Here is a 15,063-nt window from a genome sequence, read left to right on the forward strand (position 1 = left end):
CAGGGTCTCTGCCTATCAGCAGCGAGTTTTGATCTTCCGCCGTGGCACAGGGTGCGCGATGTAATAAACCCAAGTCACATCGGCCAACTCGTAGTGCAGCGTTTCCGCTACGTTATAGCTGCCGAAGCGCCAGCCGGCCCGGCGGGAAAGCAGCCGCTTAATCATGGTCTGGCCGGTGGCCAAGCGGACCAGCACATCGTCCTCGAGCTCGGGCTCGGTGCCAGGCTCTACGAGAGCGAATTCGCCAGGGTTATATCGGGGCACCATGGACGACCCGTCCACCTCAACCAAGAAAGCGTGCGGGTCCGAGGTGGCAATCTCTGCGCAGGAGTCAGTGGCGCCGACTGGGTAATCGCCATCCGTCCACATGCGTTCTGCCATGCCTCCGCTGCCTTTCCCGACCACATATACGTGGCGCACCTTCGTTGTGTCGACATCCAGGCTGCCGGTCGGCCGTTCGTAGACAGCCGACCCGGCACCCATTGCGCCGGCGCCGCTGGTCAACCAAGTTGCGCTGCAGCCGATCGCTGTTTGCGCCTTGATGGCGCCTGCTTTTGAAACGCCGCGCGTCTCCCAGTTTTTGACCGTCTGAGGCGATTCGTTGAGCAGCTTCGCCACAGCGGACTGCCCGGTCGTCTGTCGGAGGGTCTGGGCGGCTTCGTAGAGCCGTGCGGCGGTCGGGTGCATGCCGCAGATTGTTTGCCGACTAAACAAAATGTTGTTAAACGTTCTGTTTGACATTTTGTTTAAACGCTGCGTTTAATTGGTTGATGGACGACGACACCAACCTGATCAAGCGCCTTGGCGGCCCCACGAGGGTTGCCGAGCTTTTGGGCTACGACAAGGCCAGAGGCGGCGTGCAACGAGTTCAGAACTGGCTGACGCGCGGCATCCCCTCGAGCGTAAAGGTTGAGCGGCCGGACCTTTTCATGCCTGGCCTTACTACCTCCGAGCCTGCCCTGGCGAAAGAGGGGGCCTGACGCATGGCCCTCGCTCTCTACGTGCTTTGCGCCGGCCATTTCGTCCGAACCTTGAGCGGTCATCACCCTCTTCGTCGCCTCGACTTCCTGGCGCTGGCCGGCTTGGTCTATGGCGTGTGCCAGGCCGCAGCGCGGTTTTGACCCAACCCCTTTTCTCAATCCACCCAAGACCCAGCCATGACGCTCCGCAATCGTTCTCTCGTCCGAAAGCCTTTCACGATGCTGCGCACCCACGACCAGGAACACGCCGAATTGGAATGGCTGGTCGATGACTTGGGCGGCGGCGAACCGGCTGCGGTTCTTCGTGAGGAGCTTCTGAAGCTGGCAAGGGCAAGGCGGCATGCGAAAAATTCTCTTGCTCCCATGCGCCTTGACAAAAACGCCTTCTCCGGCCTGAGCGCCGCATGAGGAAAGGCTCCATGCAAAAGAACGAAATGCGCCTGGACCTCACCGGCTTTTCTGAAGCCGATTTTCGCGAGATCCAGGAGCAGGCAGACGAGTGGGGAGTGGCCTTTGATCAGGCATGCCTGCTCATGCTTCTTCAGGAATCACGCCGCCGCCGGACCACCCCGCGCCCTGGCGCGCCTGGACTCTTCTCGCGCCTGTTCGGCAGCCGAGCCGCTCACTAAGCGCGACTCCAGAGTTACTCAAAAGCTCGCCATGAAGACCCTCCAGCTGCAGCTCGGTATGAGCCTGCCGATTCCGATGGATGCCGCGCGCGCCGCCGGCGTTGTCGGGGCGACCCTGGCCGCCGAGAAGGCTGAAGGCGTTTGCCCGAACTTCGCCGAGCGGGCCTATGCATTCGTGCTGGCCTACATCGCCGAGCATGGCCCGATCTCCGGCGAGCTTGTGACCTTGGCCTGCGTGGCGGCCGGCATAGATCCCGTCGAGCGCCGCGCTTTTGGGTCGGTTTATGCCCGCGCCCTTCGCGAGAACGAGATCCGGGCCGTGGCCGATTGCCCGCGCATGTTTGGACATGGCACCGCTGGTGGCCGCGTGTACGCGAGGGTGGCCCGGTGACGACACGACCCGTCCCATACCCGGCTGACACGCGCGCAAAGGGCTGGCGCTTCGAGCTTGACCACGAGCGTATCCGACAGTCCGACACCTGGGCACTCGCGCCGGCAGAAGTGCGCCCATGGCTGCTCATGCTCTGGATGACATCTTGGGAGCAAACGCCATGCGGCTCGTTGCCGGCCGCCGACGAATTGATCGCAGCGCGCGTGGGCATGACACCAAAGGCATTTGCCAAGGCTCGATCGGTGCTGCTGCGCGGGTGGTGGCTAGGCGAGGACGGCCGCCTGTACCACGACACCCTGATCGCGCGTGTCGAAGAAATGATGACCAAGCGTCGTAGCGACTCCGATCGACAGGCGCAGAGACGCGCACGAATCAGACAGGAGTCCGAAAAAGTAGCGCCAGTGTCACGCGTGACACCGACCGGACTCCACGGTGAATCCGACACCGGAACCGGAACCGGAACCAGTAATACCTCTCCCTCACTTCGTTCGGGCGAGGTAGCGCACGCTGCGCAAGCGACCCCAGGCGAGGCTTGCAAGGCGATGAAGCAGGCCGGCCTTCAGGCTGTGAACCCGAGCCACCCTCAACTTGCCGCACTCCTTGGTGCCGGCATCACCCTCGATGAGCTGACCGTGGCGGCTGCCGAGGCCGCGGAAAAGGGCAAGCCATTTGCCTATGCGCTGGCCACTGCGGAGGGTCGCCGCCGTGACGCGGCAGTGGCGCCGCTGCCTGCTGCCGGCGTCCGCCCGGCCAAGGCGCAGCCCAAATCCTTCGCCCAGCAAGAGCGCGAAGCCGGCTGGGCCCGCTGGGAGGAGATGACCGGCCGTGTGCATCCGGATCGACAGGCTGCTTCAGGCGGCCGTGTCATCGACATCACCCCAAACCGAAATCTGCAACTTGAGGCCGCGCCATGAGCCTGTCTACGGAAGCTATCGATCGTCTCTTCAATCGTTTGTCGGCTACCTACGGCGCCGCTTGGGAGCGCAGTCACGGCACCAACCCGATGTCGGACGTGAAGGCCGCCTGGACTCACGAACTATCCGGCTTCGGCAACAGCATGAAGTCCATCGCCTGGGCGCTAGAGAACCTTCCGGAGCGATGCCCCAACGTCATCGAGTTCCGCAATCTCTGCCGCCGGGCGCCGTTGGAGGAGGTGAAGCTCCTGCCGGTGGTTACCGATCCGGAAAAGGTCGCGGCCGAACTTCTGCGGCTGGGAGAACTGCGGTCGAAGGTAGCGGTGCCCGCCGTGAGCCAACGGGAGTGGGCGCACCGAATCATTCGCCGTCACGAGGCCGGCGAAACGGTGAGGCCGATCTCCCTGGAGTTCGCCCGAGAGGCGCTCGGTACCGAGACCCGGAGGTTTGCAACGTGACTCACACCCGAACCACCAATTGCGCAAGCTCGGGGAACAGGACAGAGGCTGCAACTGCGCAAGTCGCCACCGCAAGCCCGACGGCTGTCCACAGCCTACGGGTCGAGCGCGGGCGAGTGCGGGGCCGACGCTCGATGTCATGCCATGCGTCCAAGACGGCGATGGTCTCGTCGCTTTCTTTCAGTGGGTTGGCGCCCCACGAGCGCGTGAATGACGGTGCATCCATAGCGAACTCCACTTCGATTTCGATCTGCAGGGTAGTCAGCAAGATTTGTACTCGCCGGCGGCTCCAACCAAAGCTAGGGGTTGCCCGATGAAGGTACTTGTTCCTTTGCGCACCGGGACGGGCCAGAACGACCGGGAGCACTTCCGAGCCCGCGCGCGCCGGGTCAAGGCAGAGCGCCACGCCGTGGCCTGGCTGCTCGCGTTGCATCGCCCGCCTGCCGGGCCCGTGACCGTGACGATGTGCCGCATCTCGCCTGGCCAAGGGCTGGATGCACACGACAACCTGCGCGGCAGCCTGAAGGCTTCAGTCGACCAGGTCGCCGAATGGCTCGGCCGCGACGACGCCGACTCTTCGATCGAATGGAAATATGACCAGCGCCGCGGTAAGCCCGGCGAGTGGATGGTCGGCATCACCGTGGAGCCCCGCACATGAGCGACATCACCCTCGTTCGCTGCGATCCAGTCGAGATCAGCGAAAGCGATCGCGCCGTCGCGCGCCGGGTCATCTTCAGCATCATCGACGGCTTGGGCGGTACCGGCCGCCGCCAGTGGCGCCGCTTCTGGAACCGGGTGTTCAAGCTCGAGCCCGGCGAGATGATCGACATCAAGACGCACCAGGCCCGGCTCGGCTGGTATCACCGCCGCCACATGGCGCTGGAGCAGATGCTCTTCGAGTCTCAGGACAAGTTCGAAGATTTCGACGCCTTCCGCACTTGGCTCAAAGTTGGCAGCGGCTTCGTCGATTGGTACCCGGGCCCCAAGGGCGGCGTCATCCCGGTCCCGCGCTCGATCAGCTACTCGAAGCTCGAGCAGGGCGACATGGAGAAATTCCATGGCGATGCCGTCAACTTCCTGCGCACCGAGCACGCCGGCAAGACCCTCTGGAACCACCTGCGCCCCGAGCGCAGAAGCGAGATGGTTGAGTCGATCCTGGGGAGCTTCAACGAATGAGCTTCCGCCGTCACGCACCCCGCGTGCGCCAGGTCGATGAGCCCAGCCGCGCCGCGCCTCTGCTCCAGTCGCGATCGCTGCATCGCGGCGCAACAGGCGCGAGAGCACCGTCCGCGCCGATCCCGAAAACAGAACCCAAGCGAAACCCGCACTTGCTGGCCATGGCGCGTGGCAAGCCGTGCCTGCTCTGCGTCGCTGGGGGCGTTGCCCGCTGTACCTGGGACAGCACCGTCGCCGCGCACAGCAACCTTTCGATCCACGGCAAGGCGGGCGCCCGTAAGGCTGACGACCAGTACACCGTCTGGCTTGGTGACTACCACCACCGGTGGCTCGACCAGGGGCCAGCAACCGCCGCCGCGAAGGAAGCCGCCTTCATGCGCGCTCACCTGCTCCAGGTCCAGGAATGGCGCTGGATCGCCAGCAGCTACAGCGCCGTTGACGCGGATCAAAAAGCCGCGCAGTGGGCACTCAACCAACTCAACGCTTCTCCAGTGGGAGGCCCCTTTGACGACTGACCTCAAAACCATTGCCGACCGCATGCTTGCCCGCTGCGTCGAGGAGGGCGATTGCCTCATCTGGCCCGGCGCCACCAACCCGAAGGGCTTGCCCGTTGCCTGGGCTGGCCGCGCCACGGCGTCTGGCCGCCGGATCATCTGGGAGGCGGTCACCGGCAAGGAGCTACAGCTAGCCGACTGCATCCTGATGACCTGTGAGTGCGTGCGATGCCTGAACTTCGCTCATATGTGCAAAGCTGATCGAAGCGCGGTGATCAAGTTGGCCACTAAGTCCGGCACCCACCGGAGCCCAGCACGCGGGCAGAAGCTTCGCGAGGCCTACAAGACGCGAACCGGCTATGACGGTGAAGCCGTGGCGGCATTGGTGAGGTCCAGCACGCTCACTGGCGTGGAGATCGAGCGCCAGCACGGGATTCGCCAAAGCGTGGTGAGCCGGATCCGCAGAGGCGTGGCCTGGCCCGAGAAAACCAACCCTTTCGCAGGGCTTGCCCGCTGATGAACTGCGGCACCTGCATCCACTGGGAGCTGAAGGGCTCGCCCATGCGCGCCGTGGGCATGGGCATGTGCGCCCGCGAGGTGGGTGTCTTCCGCCGCGCGCGCACCTTCGGTCCCGAGGCTCTCTGCGGCAAGAAGCAGTTCCAGCAGGCTGCGCCCGCCGTGGTCAAGGCACGGGAGAAGGCGCTCGCGCGCCTGGAAGCCTGATGTTCAGAGAGGAGCAGCTCCAGCTTTTCCCTGGCCTGGAACCGCCGGCGCCCCTGCCGTGCCCGCGCAAGAAGCCCAAGCCGCGCCGGAAGAAGCGGCTGCAGCGCCGGTCCGGCCGGCGGCCGCGCATCGCCCAGACCGACTTCTGGGGCGGCACGCTCGACGACTACCCGACGCAGCGCATCACCAAGGCCAAAGGCAAGAAGCTGCCGCGCACCCTGGGTTACTCAAGCGTATGGGATCTGGCCGCCGCCGGCGAGCGGCCGAAGTCCCTGGGCACGTTCGCACCCGAGGCGGCACGCAAGGTCATCACTCGCGCGGTGCGCACCGATGGCGTTACCCGCGTCTACGCCGTGCAGGAGCAGGAAACACAGGAGTGGCAGGACAAGGAACAGGCGCGGCGCGCCCGCCAACGCCCGCCCAAGCCGCAGAAGCAACGATTCAAGATGAGGAACAGCCGCACATGGGCCGACGGTCAAAGCTGAGCGATGCCCAGTGGGCGGAGATCGAGCGCCGGATGTTGGAGGGAGAGTCCGTCCGAGCGCTCGCGCGTGAATACGGAGTAGGGGAGTCATCCATTCGCGAGCGCAAAACCGCGCACGTTGAATCAATCAAAATTGTTGCAAATCAGATAGTTGCAACAGAGCGCGCGGTTATGTCGCTGCCGATTTCCGCGCAGATTTCCGCGCACAACCTTGCATCGAAATTGCGGGCCATCAGCGACAACCTCGCCAGCGCGGCGCAGTACGGCGCCCAGACGGCGCACAGGCTCAGCGCCCTGGCCAATTCGGAGGTGTCAAAGGTGGACGACGCATCACCTCTGGCCTCTGTGGAAAGCCTGAAAGGCGTTGCCGCTCTGACCAAGCTTGCCAACGATAGTGCGGCCATCGCGCTGAACCTGATCGCGGCCAACAAGGAAACGGTCAAGCAGCTGAAAGACACGCCGCCAGAGGACCAGCTGCGGGAACTCTCTGATGCGGAATTTGCGGAGGAGTTGGCCCGGTATGGCATCGAACCGTGATCGCCTTCGTGTGCTGGTAGAGAAGCAACGGCGAGCGGCGAGAGACGATGTCTACGCATTTGCGCGCTGGATGTTCCAACGCCGCAAGGGCTTTCGCTGGCAGCAGGCGCCACACCACTCAATCATCTGCGCGGCTCTTATGCGGGTGTTTCGAGGCGAGTGCAAACGCTTGGTGATCAACGTCCCGCCGCGATACTCGAAGACCGAACTTGCAGTGGTCAACTTCATCGCCTGGGCGTTCGGCAAAGTGCCGGACGCGGAGTTCATCCACGCCAGCTACAGCGGCGCCCTGGCCGTCAACAACAGCGCGGCAGTGCGCAGCGTGGTGCAGCACGAAGTGTTCGCGGAGATTTTCCCGGGCGTTGACTTGGCCAGCGACGCCCAGCACCACTGGAAGACGACCAAGGGCGGCGTGATGTACGCCACCGGCACCGGCGGCACCATCACCGGTTTCGGAGCCGGCAAACACCGCGAGGGTTTCGGCGGCGCCATCATCATCGACGACCCGCACAAGGCCGACGAGGCCCGCTCTGACGTCATGCGGCAGAACGTCATCGACTGGTTCCAGAACACGCTGGAGAGCCGGAAGAACAGCCCCGAGACGCCGATCATCGTCATCATGCAGCGGCTGCACGAAAGCGACGTGGCTGGCTGGTTGCTTGGCGAGGAGCCAGGGGTGAAGCCCGGCGGAAACGGCGAGGTCTGGGAACACGTCTGCCTTCCGGTCTGGAACGAAGACGGCACGCCGCTGTGGCCTGAGAAGCACAGCGCCGAAACGCTGCGCGCCATGGAAAAAGCTGCGCCGTATGTGTTCGCCGGCCAGTACCGGCAGAGCCCGGCGCCACCAGAGGGCGGGGTTATCAAACCCGATTTGATGATCGTCGTCGACGTCGCGCCGCCTGGCGTGGTCGAGTGGTGCCGTGGTTGGGACTTGGGCGCCTCGGCCTCCGGCGACTTCACCGCCGGCGTGAAGGTGGGCCGGCTCGCCGATGGCCGGTACATCATCGGCCACGCCGTGCGCGAGCAGTTCGAGACTCATCAGCGGGACATGCTCATCAAGAACACCGCCACCAGCGACGGCAGGGCGCTGAAGCAGTCGCTGCCTCAGGATCCAGGGCAGGCCGGCAAGAGCCAAGTGCTGGCGTTCGCCAAGCTGCTCGCCGGCCACGCGGTGCACTTCTCACCGGAGTCGGGCGACAAGGTGACGCGCGCTACGCCGCTCGCCAGCCAGATCAACGCCGGCGCGGTTCTGCTGCTCAAGGGTGCTTGGAATCAGCAGTTTGTTGATGAGTGCCGGCTGTTTCCGAACGGGAAATATGATGACCAAGTGGATGGCGCTGCGCGAGCATTCAATGCGTTGCTGCATCCGCAGGCAGGGATATTTACCTAGGTCCGGCCGTTCATAAATTCATCGCGCGACCGAAAAAAGACGCCGGCGGGTGACTTTTGGGTTTTCATGAACGATAGTCTAAATTGTATGTTTAATACTGGCTCGTAATATAATCGAAGTTCACTAGACGGTCTATTGTTCGAATCAAAAGAAGAAAATTTACGAGTTACAAAAGAATTGTCTTTTACTCTGTCTTTTTGTGTATCCCAAAGATAGCGAACATACCCTTCATCCAAATGGTTTGATGCATATATACAGGATGATGCCGAATGCATCTGCAAACTGTTGATGGCAGATATGTCGGCAATATTCCCAACCGTTTTTATGAAAGTCGGCGGAGGATTTATCGAATACACATTGCTGTCATAGACCATCAAACACTTGGCCGGACTCAAAGGTAGGAATATCAATAAGCCAACTGAGCGCGCCCCTAGAACTCCCACTCCCTTTACTTTTTCGTAAAATACATTGTGATATACGCACGGGGCATCGCTAAATATAAAAGGCTTGGTGCTTTTATTTTTTAACACAACAACTGCAAGATCGTCGAGGTTATGGCTTTGCTCCACTCCTATTCCGATTTTTGTTAACTGGGCTTGCGCAGGAATAACCTCTAATTTGGGGATTACAGCCGCAAGTTCGGCTCTGGAATAGGGGCCCTGTTCTTCCATGATATGCAGTTTCGACTCTAAATATAAATGAAGCAGGTCGTTGTCAACGCTGGCAGATGCAGAGCGGGCAGCTTCTGTCCTATGCCTCTGCAGTGCAAGCCATAAGCGCATGCCATCAAAAGTTTCGTCATCCAATTCGCACAAATCCGAGGCGCTCAAAATTTTGTCGATTGCGGATCCTCCAACGGATTCCAAAGCAGTAACAGCCTTTTCAATCTCCTCGTCCCCGTAAAACCACGCCTTGCTCGCTTGGTGCTTAATTGACGCGGCCCGAATAAATCTCGATGTGTGTTTTTGGAAAAGCGAAATTGATTTGCCGTCGGCAGAGAATTTTCGAAAATACCTCTGCGGCACAAAATGCTGGTTCTTTCCATCTGGCATAGCGATAGTCCTTTGCTTCCCTAGCATGGTCGCATGACCCAGCAGCTCGCCGTAAACGACCTCGACATCATCCGCGCGCGCGATAGCGCCCTTGCCGTGTTCGGCAGCTTAGATACCAAGCGGCCCACCGCCTGGAATCAGTACGGGTACCGAACCACGCTATCCTTCGACGACTTCAAGCAGGCCTACGACCGGGGCGGCGCGGCCCACGGCGCGGTGCATCGCTTGCTCGACGGATGCTGGCAGATGCTCCCCCGCATCAAACAGCCTAAGGCCGACAAGGAAACCGCCTGGGAAACTGCCGTGGCTCAAGTGTTGCGCTCGATCAGAGGTTGGCAGAAGCTCCGCGACCTCGACCGCCGCAACCTGGTCGGCCGGTACGCCGCGCTTATCTATCGCATGGCCGACAGCCAGCCGCTGAGCGCGCCGCTCGTCAGCGCCCAGAAGCTGGTCGACCTGATTCCCGTCTTCGAAGACCAGATCAAGGTCACCAAGTGGGACGAAGACAAGAACTCGGTCCGCTACGGATTGCCCGAGACCTTCCAGTACCGCGCGCGGGCGACGGGCCGCCTGGACACCCAGGGCCGGCCGGACACCTGGGAGGATGTGCACCACACCCGCGTGCAGATCTTGGCTGAGGGCAGCGTAGGCGACATGTTCGACGGCATCCCACTACTGCGCGCTGGGTTCAACAACCTGATCGACATCGAAAAGCTGTCCGGCGGCGGCGCTGAGTCGGCGCTGAAGAACAGCGCGCGGACCATCGTTTTTAAGTACGACCCGAACGCTTCGGTTGCTGCCATCAGCACCACCAACCCCGACGGCAGCATCTCCACCAAGTCGGTGCGGGAGGTGCACGAAGAGCAGACGCGCTCGCTCAACCGCAACCAAGATGCCTCAATCGTCCTGCAGGGCGGAGACGCCACTACGCTGCAGACCACAGCCGCCGACCTCTCGCCACAGTTCGGCATCGCCGCCAACCTGTTCGCCGCGTCGGTGCGCATCCCCTTCACCATCCTGTTCGGGCAGCAGACCGGCCGGCTGGCCAGCGATGAGGACAAGGCCGACTTCGGTGCGCGGTGCGCCTCGCGCCAGGCCAACGACCTGACCCCCATGCTCGAGGAGTTCGTGCGGCGCATGCAGGCTTGCGATGTCATCGCTGCCGGCGACTTCGAAATTGAGTGGCCACCGGTAAACGCGCCGAGCGACCGGGACAAACTAGAGAACCTGGGCAAGGCCACGGCTGCCATGCAGCAGGCGTTTCAGGCTGGGCTAACTGAGCCGCTTTTCGATGCCAATGAGCTGCGCGCCATGGTGGGCTTCGAGCCTCGGGCGGATGACGGTATGCCAGAGGAGGGCGATCCCGAGCCAGAAGACCCGGCTGCCGATCCCGACGCCGATCCGAAAGGCACGGGCCAGGCGGCTTCGTGATAGAGCGCCCGCGCAACCCGGTGATTCCGGGCAACTCGCGTGATCGCACCGGCTCGGCCGGCATCCTGCGCCGCGGTAATGCCGAGATCAGCCGCCGGTGGCGCAGCCTGCAGGCCGACGTCCTCGCAGCCTTCGACCGGCTGCCGGTCTACCAGCTCAACGAGGACGACAAGGGCTCAGACACGCCGATTCCGGTGCGGTATGGCGTCACGCCCCAAGTGCTGGACCAGGCGACCTCCGATCTTCAGGCGGCCCTGGATCGCTGGATCCTCGACGGCCGTCAAGCCGACCACGTCGCATGGTGGGACGTCTACGAACAGGAAGCCGCCCAGCTTGGGACGGCGCAGAGCGTGGCGAACCTGTCCAACCTGTCGGCGGCCTATGCCTCAACCCGCACGCTCCAGACGGTGGTGTTCAGCGAGCCTTACCGCCAGCGCGCGCAGATGGCGCGCACCCTATCGCGAGAGTACTGGACCGGCCTGGCCGACGAGTCGCGCGCCAAGCTCTCCAGCATCATCGGCCGCGCAGTGATCGACGGGAAGAATCCGAAGGTGGTGCGCAAGGAGATTATGGAGGCGCTGGGCGTTTCGAAGTCCCGTGCCACTCTTTACGCGCAGACCGACATCACCGGCACGCTGCGCGAGGCGCGCTGGGCGGAAGCTGACGCAGCTGAGGCTGAGCTCGGCGTCCGGACGGCCTTGCTGTGGACGTCAGCCCTGATCGCTACGACCCGACCTTGGCACGCCAGCCGCAACGGGCAAAGCTACAGCACTGAGCAGGTGCGCGCGTTCTACGCCACCAACGGCAACCGCTTCCGCTGCCACTGCGCGCAGACCGAGTGCCTGCTCGACGCCCAGGGCAAACCGATCCTGACCAAGGCGCTTCAGTCGGCAATGGCGAATGAGCGTAGGGTTTGGTTTGAATGAGGTTGGCCGCAAATCTTAAATAAACTTCCAGTTTTTTAGGGTGTTTCCAATAGAGACGAATTGAGCGCAAGTCGCCAATCCAACAAGATTGCCTTTGGTATTCTTGCAATAATCTTCTCTCGTTTTCAAACTTTTGTTTATATTTTTATAGGTAGTCTGCGGAGATATATTTTTGTATCGCGCTAAAGCAGTGCCAAATGCGTTGGCAAGAGCCTGTCCAGCAAGTGCTTCGGCCGATCCGTTAAAGAGAGTATCGACCGCAACGCACCATGCTTCGCTCGATTCCGCTATTGGAGCTGGAATATGGCGATTTTTCATCCTGGGCGACGCATCGTTCGGTAGGGATATATAATGAATCAATGCGGTCAGTTCTGTGCATTTGGCGGCAGAAGATTGGGGCGAACCAAAGACATATCCTCTATCCTTAAGATTCTTTACAAAAGATTGGTCTGGTAAAATGTCGGTATCTAAATGTATAAGGATGGAGTCAAGGCCTGATAGCCGCCTTGAATTTGCGAATAGCCCCTGCTCAAAAAGAGGATCTCTTTCTTTTAAGGGGTTACCATCGAGCCAGCCCAATACATTTCCCCAGCCGCCGCCAGATGTGTTGTCTGCATTTGGCTGTACAGAAATAAATGTTGCCTGTATTCCCGCGTTGTGCAATTCGGCGCCAAGGTAATGATTTATTGCATGGAAGTCGGTAAGGCCTTCGCAAATAACGCCTATTTTCATCAAACCACCTCCAAGCCGTTAATCCCCTCTATTCTTTCTTCTAGCCAAAGCTGAGAAAGGTTCTTGCCTTGCGCAAGTACCCGCCACTCGTCACGCGTGACGCCTTGGGGTGGCTCAAGCCGGGTGACGCAGGTGCTGCCTTCATCATCTCTGTTGACAATGAAAACGCGGTGGTCGTCGTTGAATAAGTCAAATGCGTCTAGCGATGTCGGATTATGACTTGTCAAAAATATTTGTTTCGGCCCGAAATCCAAGCTCTCCTCGTTGACCTTCTTGGTGAACGCTATCAGTTGCTCCAGAAGTAACCTAGTCATTTTCGGATTAAGCGCGTTATCAATGTTGTCTAAGGCGAAATACCGGGGCGAACTCGGATGGGCTACCAGCAATCCGATAAATAGAAGGAATAAGGTTCCTTCGCTGCTGTCGTAAACTGAAAGTGTGTTTCTGGTTTGCTTCATGAACTTATCTATGAAATAAACCATGTCTGAATTTGGCTCCTCCATTCCTCTTGATATCAGTTTTGAATCGATCTTTCCGACTTTCACAGCGTTTGTCCACCCGGGCAGAAAACTTAACTGTAAGGCGCTATCAATCAGCCTTTTTGAACTGTTGGATAATTTTTTATCTGTGTTGCGCCAACGAAGAACTTGAGCCAGTGCTGACGGAAGTCCTTCTCCGTGAAGACCGAAAGGTGCTGTGTCGATTAGCCCAGACCGAGCGCCGCGCAATATGTCAGTCTGCGGAGTATAAATTGCATACTTGCTAAATTCGTCATATTGGGTTGTTGCAGCTTTTGGAAACGGATATGCGACCTTGATTTGGTCCCACATGCCGCGATCTTTTTCAAGCACGCCTTTTATAGATTCTCCGAGAGCTGTGCTTCCATTTCCGCTGCGACCAAAAATCTTTCTATTTTGGAAGTATGAGCTTTCGGAGTGAAATCTGAGGAGCGGATCATTTTCTTTTGAAAGTAGATTGCATTTATATTGCAACCCGTTGCCAAACTCGAGTTCTAACTCGAAAGATGCAGCAACTTTGTCCGACTTGAAGGCTGCCTTCATTAACTCGGCGGGGGTAAGTCGAATCCCCTTACTTTTAATTTCAGTGTCGCCAATGCCGCGATTAATTGCGGCAGCGGCGATTCCAATTGCTTCGAGAATATTTGATTTGCCAGCCCCGTTGCTACCTACAAATATGTTTACCTGACCAAAATTGAGGTCTAGACGTTTAATGGACTTGAATCGCAGGATCTTAAGATTTTTTATCATATTCTTTGGAATTATTGGAGTCGAAAAAAGTTTTGTAGGTCCACGCAATGACAAACTGCGACATTAAGGAAGGCAGCGGGTGGTGGCTTTGCATAACAGAATAGTACCGCGCGCAAGGTCGTTCCTAGCATCCCCAACACAGTTCTATAAGGGGCATGCACATGGCAGGCAAGAAACAGAAGCGCGTCCACCTACTGTCGGCGGTGAACGCGGCGAACGTCAGCAAGGATAGCGGCGTCTACACGATCAAGAACGTATGCGGCGCGGTCGACGACATCGTCATGAACTCGGTGCTCTACCCGGCGGCCGAGCTGGCCACCGGCGCCAAGACCCTCGACAACAAACCGGCGCCGGCCGGCCACCCGAAGAACGACGCCGGCCAGCACATCAGCGCGACCAACGGCGATGCGCTCTTCCGAGCCTGGATCGGCAGCTACTGCACCAACTCACGCCACGAGGGCGGCCGCACTGTCACCGACATCCGGGTCAACGAGAAGCAGGCCCGGGCCAGCGACGTCGGTGCGCGGCTGATCGATCGGCTCGATGCGGCCATCGCAGGCACAAACGCCGAGGCCATCCACGTCAGCACCGGTCTGTACTTTGAGCCTGTCGTTGCCAACGGCGAGAGCCGCGGCAAGAAGTACAGCCGCATCGCCACCAACCTGCAATACGACCACCTGGCCATCCTGCTGGACGAGCGCGGCGCCGGCACGCCGGAGGAGGGCGTCGGCATGTTCCTCAACTCCGCGGGCGAGGAGGAAGAAATCGAAACGGTCGAGGTCAACGCCGCGCCCGACGACCGCCGAGCTGATGGACTGAAGGGCTGGCTGTCCAAGCTGCTCGGCAACGGCTCCGAACTTTCCTTCGACCAGATCGATTCCGGCCTGCGCGCTTTGCTGCCCGAGGGCGCTTGGCCGCGCGAGGTCTACGCCCGCGAATTCGTCTGGACCGACCGCGACGGAAACCTGTGGAAGCAGGGATATGCAGTTTCCGCAGACGCCTCCCTAGCATTTGTTGGCGAGGCCGTCGCGGTGAAACGCAAGGTCGATTACGTGCCCATCACCAACTCCCAAAAGGACGACCAAGTGAAAGAAAACATCATCGCCGCGCTCAATGCAGCCGGCATCAGCGGCGTTGCGGCGATGACCGACGCGCAACTCCTCGCATCGTTCGAAGCGGTCAAGGCCAAGCCGCACGTCGAGGCGCTTGCGGCCGTGAACGAGAAGCTCGTCGCAGCCAACAGCCAGATCGCGGGCTTCGAAGCCAAGGAACTGGCGGCCACCAACGCCGAGCGCGACACCCTTGCCATCAAGCTGGCTGCCAATTCGTCGCTCACCGCCGACGACTTCAAGGCAATGCCCCTGGCGCGCCTGAAGGAGCTCGACGCCAAGGCCGCCCCGGTGGTGGTCGGCAACACCCAAGCCAAGCCGGGCGACGAGTTCGCCGGCTACGACCTCAACAAGCTGGAGGCCTGATCC

The 15,063-nt window shown here is 60.4% G+C and carries 22 protein-coding genes; 17 read left to right on the top strand and 5 right to left on the bottom strand.

Annotated elements, in window-relative coordinates:
• Nucleotides 1-15: 15 nt before the first annotated feature.
• A complete protein-coding gene (locus R9X41_RS08245; protein ID WP_318634389.1) occupies nt 16-687 on the bottom strand; it encodes a S24 family peptidase in 672 nt (223 codons plus the stop codon).
• An 83-nt stretch (nt 688-770) separates the two neighbouring features.
• On the opposite strand from R9X41_RS08245, the gene R9X41_RS08250 reads away from it, so the two are divergent.
• The 6 genes from R9X41_RS08250 (at nt 771) to R9X41_RS08275 (ending at nt 3,372) form a co-directional block, all read left to right on the top strand.
• The gene (locus R9X41_RS08250) at nt 771-980 is read left to right on the top strand and encodes a hypothetical protein (protein WP_318634390.1); all 210 of its coding nucleotides are present in this window, start codon (nt 771-773) and stop codon (nt 978-980) included.
• A gap of 177 nt (nt 981-1,157) precedes the next feature.
• Nucleotides 1,158-1,388, top strand: coding sequence for a hypothetical protein (locus tag R9X41_RS08255; RefSeq protein WP_318634391.1), 231 nt, complete (start codon nt 1,158-1,160; stop codon nt 1,386-1,388).
• Between the two features lie 11 nt (nt 1,389-1,399).
• Complete coding sequence (locus tag R9X41_RS08260) at nt 1,400-1,609, top strand: hypothetical protein (RefSeq protein ID WP_318634392.1); 210 nt, start codon at nt 1,400-1,402, stop codon at nt 1,607-1,609.
• 31 nt (nt 1,610-1,640) lie between these two features.
• The gene (locus R9X41_RS08265; protein ID WP_318634393.1) at nt 1,641-2,000 is read left to right on the top strand and encodes a hypothetical protein; all 360 of its coding nucleotides are present in this window, start codon (nt 1,641-1,643) and stop codon (nt 1,998-2,000) included.
• Nucleotides 1,997-2,914, top strand: a complete 918-nt coding sequence (locus tag R9X41_RS08270; protein WP_318634394.1) for a hypothetical protein — start codon at nt 1,997-1,999, stop codon at nt 2,912-2,914. The genes R9X41_RS08265 and R9X41_RS08270 overlap by 4 nt, the downstream gene beginning before the upstream one ends.
• Nucleotides 2,911-3,372 (top strand): hypothetical protein, encoded by a 462-nt coding sequence (locus R9X41_RS08275; protein ID WP_318634395.1) that lies wholly within the window; start codon nt 2,911-2,913, stop codon nt 3,370-3,372. Before R9X41_RS08270 ends, R9X41_RS08275 begins: the two co-directional genes overlap by 4 nt.
• 1 nt (nt 3,373) lies before the next feature.
• On the opposite strand, the gene R9X41_RS08280 is transcribed toward R9X41_RS08275, so the two are convergent.
• Entirely contained in the window at nt 3,374-3,640 is a 267-nt protein-coding gene (locus tag R9X41_RS08280) for a hypothetical protein (RefSeq protein WP_318634396.1), read from the bottom strand.
• A gap of 45 nt (nt 3,641-3,685) precedes the next feature.
• Between R9X41_RS08280 and R9X41_RS08285 the strand changes: the two genes are divergently transcribed.
• From R9X41_RS08285 to terL, 8 genes are read left to right on the top strand one after another with little or no spacing between them, the layout of a single operon-like run.
• Complete coding sequence (locus tag R9X41_RS08285) at nt 3,686-4,030, top strand: hypothetical protein (protein ID WP_318634397.1); 345 nt, start codon at nt 3,686-3,688, stop codon at nt 4,028-4,030.
• On the top strand, nt 4,027-4,548 hold the full coding sequence (locus R9X41_RS08290; RefSeq protein ID WP_318634398.1) for a DUF1367 family protein: 522 nt from the start codon (nt 4,027-4,029) through the stop codon (nt 4,546-4,548). Before R9X41_RS08285 ends, R9X41_RS08290 begins: the two co-directional genes overlap by 4 nt.
• Complete coding sequence (locus tag R9X41_RS08295) at nt 4,545-5,063, top strand: hypothetical protein (protein ID WP_318634399.1); 519 nt, start codon at nt 4,545-4,547, stop codon at nt 5,061-5,063. Before R9X41_RS08290 ends, R9X41_RS08295 begins: the two co-directional genes overlap by 4 nt.
• Nucleotides 5,053-5,559, top strand: a complete 507-nt coding sequence (locus R9X41_RS08300) for a hypothetical protein (RefSeq protein WP_318634400.1) — start codon at nt 5,053-5,055, stop codon at nt 5,557-5,559. Before R9X41_RS08295 ends, R9X41_RS08300 begins: the two co-directional genes overlap by 11 nt.
• Nucleotides 5,559-5,765 carry a hypothetical protein gene (locus tag R9X41_RS08305; protein ID WP_318634401.1) on the top strand — a complete coding sequence of 69 codons (207 nt, stop codon included), beginning with the start codon at nt 5,559-5,561 and terminating at the stop codon, nt 5,763-5,765. Before R9X41_RS08300 ends, R9X41_RS08305 begins: the two co-directional genes overlap by 1 nt.
• Nucleotides 5,765-6,250 (top strand): hypothetical protein, encoded by a 486-nt coding sequence (locus R9X41_RS08310; protein ID WP_318634402.1) that lies wholly within the window; start codon nt 5,765-5,767, stop codon nt 6,248-6,250. The genes R9X41_RS08305 and R9X41_RS08310 overlap by 1 nt, the downstream gene beginning before the upstream one ends.
• On the top strand, nt 6,229-6,786 hold the full coding sequence (locus R9X41_RS08315; protein ID WP_318634403.1) for a helix-turn-helix domain-containing protein: 558 nt from the start codon (nt 6,229-6,231) through the stop codon (nt 6,784-6,786). Before R9X41_RS08310 ends, R9X41_RS08315 begins: the two co-directional genes overlap by 22 nt.
• Nucleotides 6,770-8,176, top strand: a complete 1,407-nt coding sequence (gene terL / locus R9X41_RS08320; RefSeq protein ID WP_318634404.1) for a phage terminase large subunit — start codon at nt 6,770-6,772, stop codon at nt 8,174-8,176. Before R9X41_RS08315 ends, terL begins: the two co-directional genes overlap by 17 nt.
• Here terL and R9X41_RS08325 read toward each other — a convergent pair.
• Nucleotides 8,173-9,228 (bottom strand): DUF4238 domain-containing protein, encoded by a 1,056-nt coding sequence (locus tag R9X41_RS08325; RefSeq protein WP_318634405.1) that lies wholly within the window; start codon nt 9,226-9,228, stop codon nt 8,173-8,175. The genes terL and R9X41_RS08325 overlap by 4 nt on opposite strands.
• A gap of 33 nt (nt 9,229-9,261) precedes the next feature.
• On the opposite strand from R9X41_RS08325, the gene R9X41_RS08330 reads away from it, so the two are divergent.
• Complete coding sequence (locus R9X41_RS08330) at nt 9,262-10,659, top strand: anti-CBASS protein Acb1 family protein (RefSeq protein WP_318634406.1); 1,398 nt, start codon at nt 9,262-9,264, stop codon at nt 10,657-10,659.
• Nucleotides 10,656-11,585 (top strand): phage minor head protein, encoded by a 930-nt coding sequence (locus R9X41_RS08335; protein WP_318634407.1) that lies wholly within the window; start codon nt 10,656-10,658, stop codon nt 11,583-11,585. The genes R9X41_RS08330 and R9X41_RS08335 overlap by 4 nt, the downstream gene beginning before the upstream one ends.
• Before the next feature lie 15 nt (nt 11,586-11,600).
• Here R9X41_RS08335 and R9X41_RS08340 read toward each other — a convergent pair whose 3' ends face one another.
• Both R9X41_RS08340 and R9X41_RS08345 read right to left on the bottom strand, forming a co-directional pair.
• Nucleotides 11,601-12,317, bottom strand: coding sequence for a hypothetical protein (locus tag R9X41_RS08340; protein ID WP_318634408.1), 717 nt, complete (start codon nt 12,315-12,317; stop codon nt 11,601-11,603).
• Complete coding sequence (locus R9X41_RS08345) at nt 12,317-13,585, bottom strand: AAA family ATPase (protein WP_318634409.1); 1,269 nt, start codon at nt 13,583-13,585, stop codon at nt 12,317-12,319. Before R9X41_RS08345 ends, R9X41_RS08340 begins: the two co-directional genes overlap by 1 nt.
• A 161-nt stretch (nt 13,586-13,746) precedes the next feature.
• On the opposite strand from R9X41_RS08345, the gene R9X41_RS08350 reads away from it, so the two are divergent.
• Nucleotides 13,747-15,060: a hypothetical protein gene (locus R9X41_RS08350; RefSeq protein ID WP_318634410.1), complete on the top strand. Its 1,314-nt coding sequence runs from the start codon at nt 13,747-13,749 to the stop codon at nt 15,058-15,060.
• The last annotated feature ends 3 nt before the right edge of the window (nt 15,061-15,063 follow it).

The sequence above is a fragment of the Xylophilus sp. GOD-11R genome (assembly GCF_033546935.1).
In the GTDB taxonomy this organism is placed as follows: Bacteria; Pseudomonadota; Gammaproteobacteria; order Burkholderiales; family Burkholderiaceae_C; genus Xylophilus.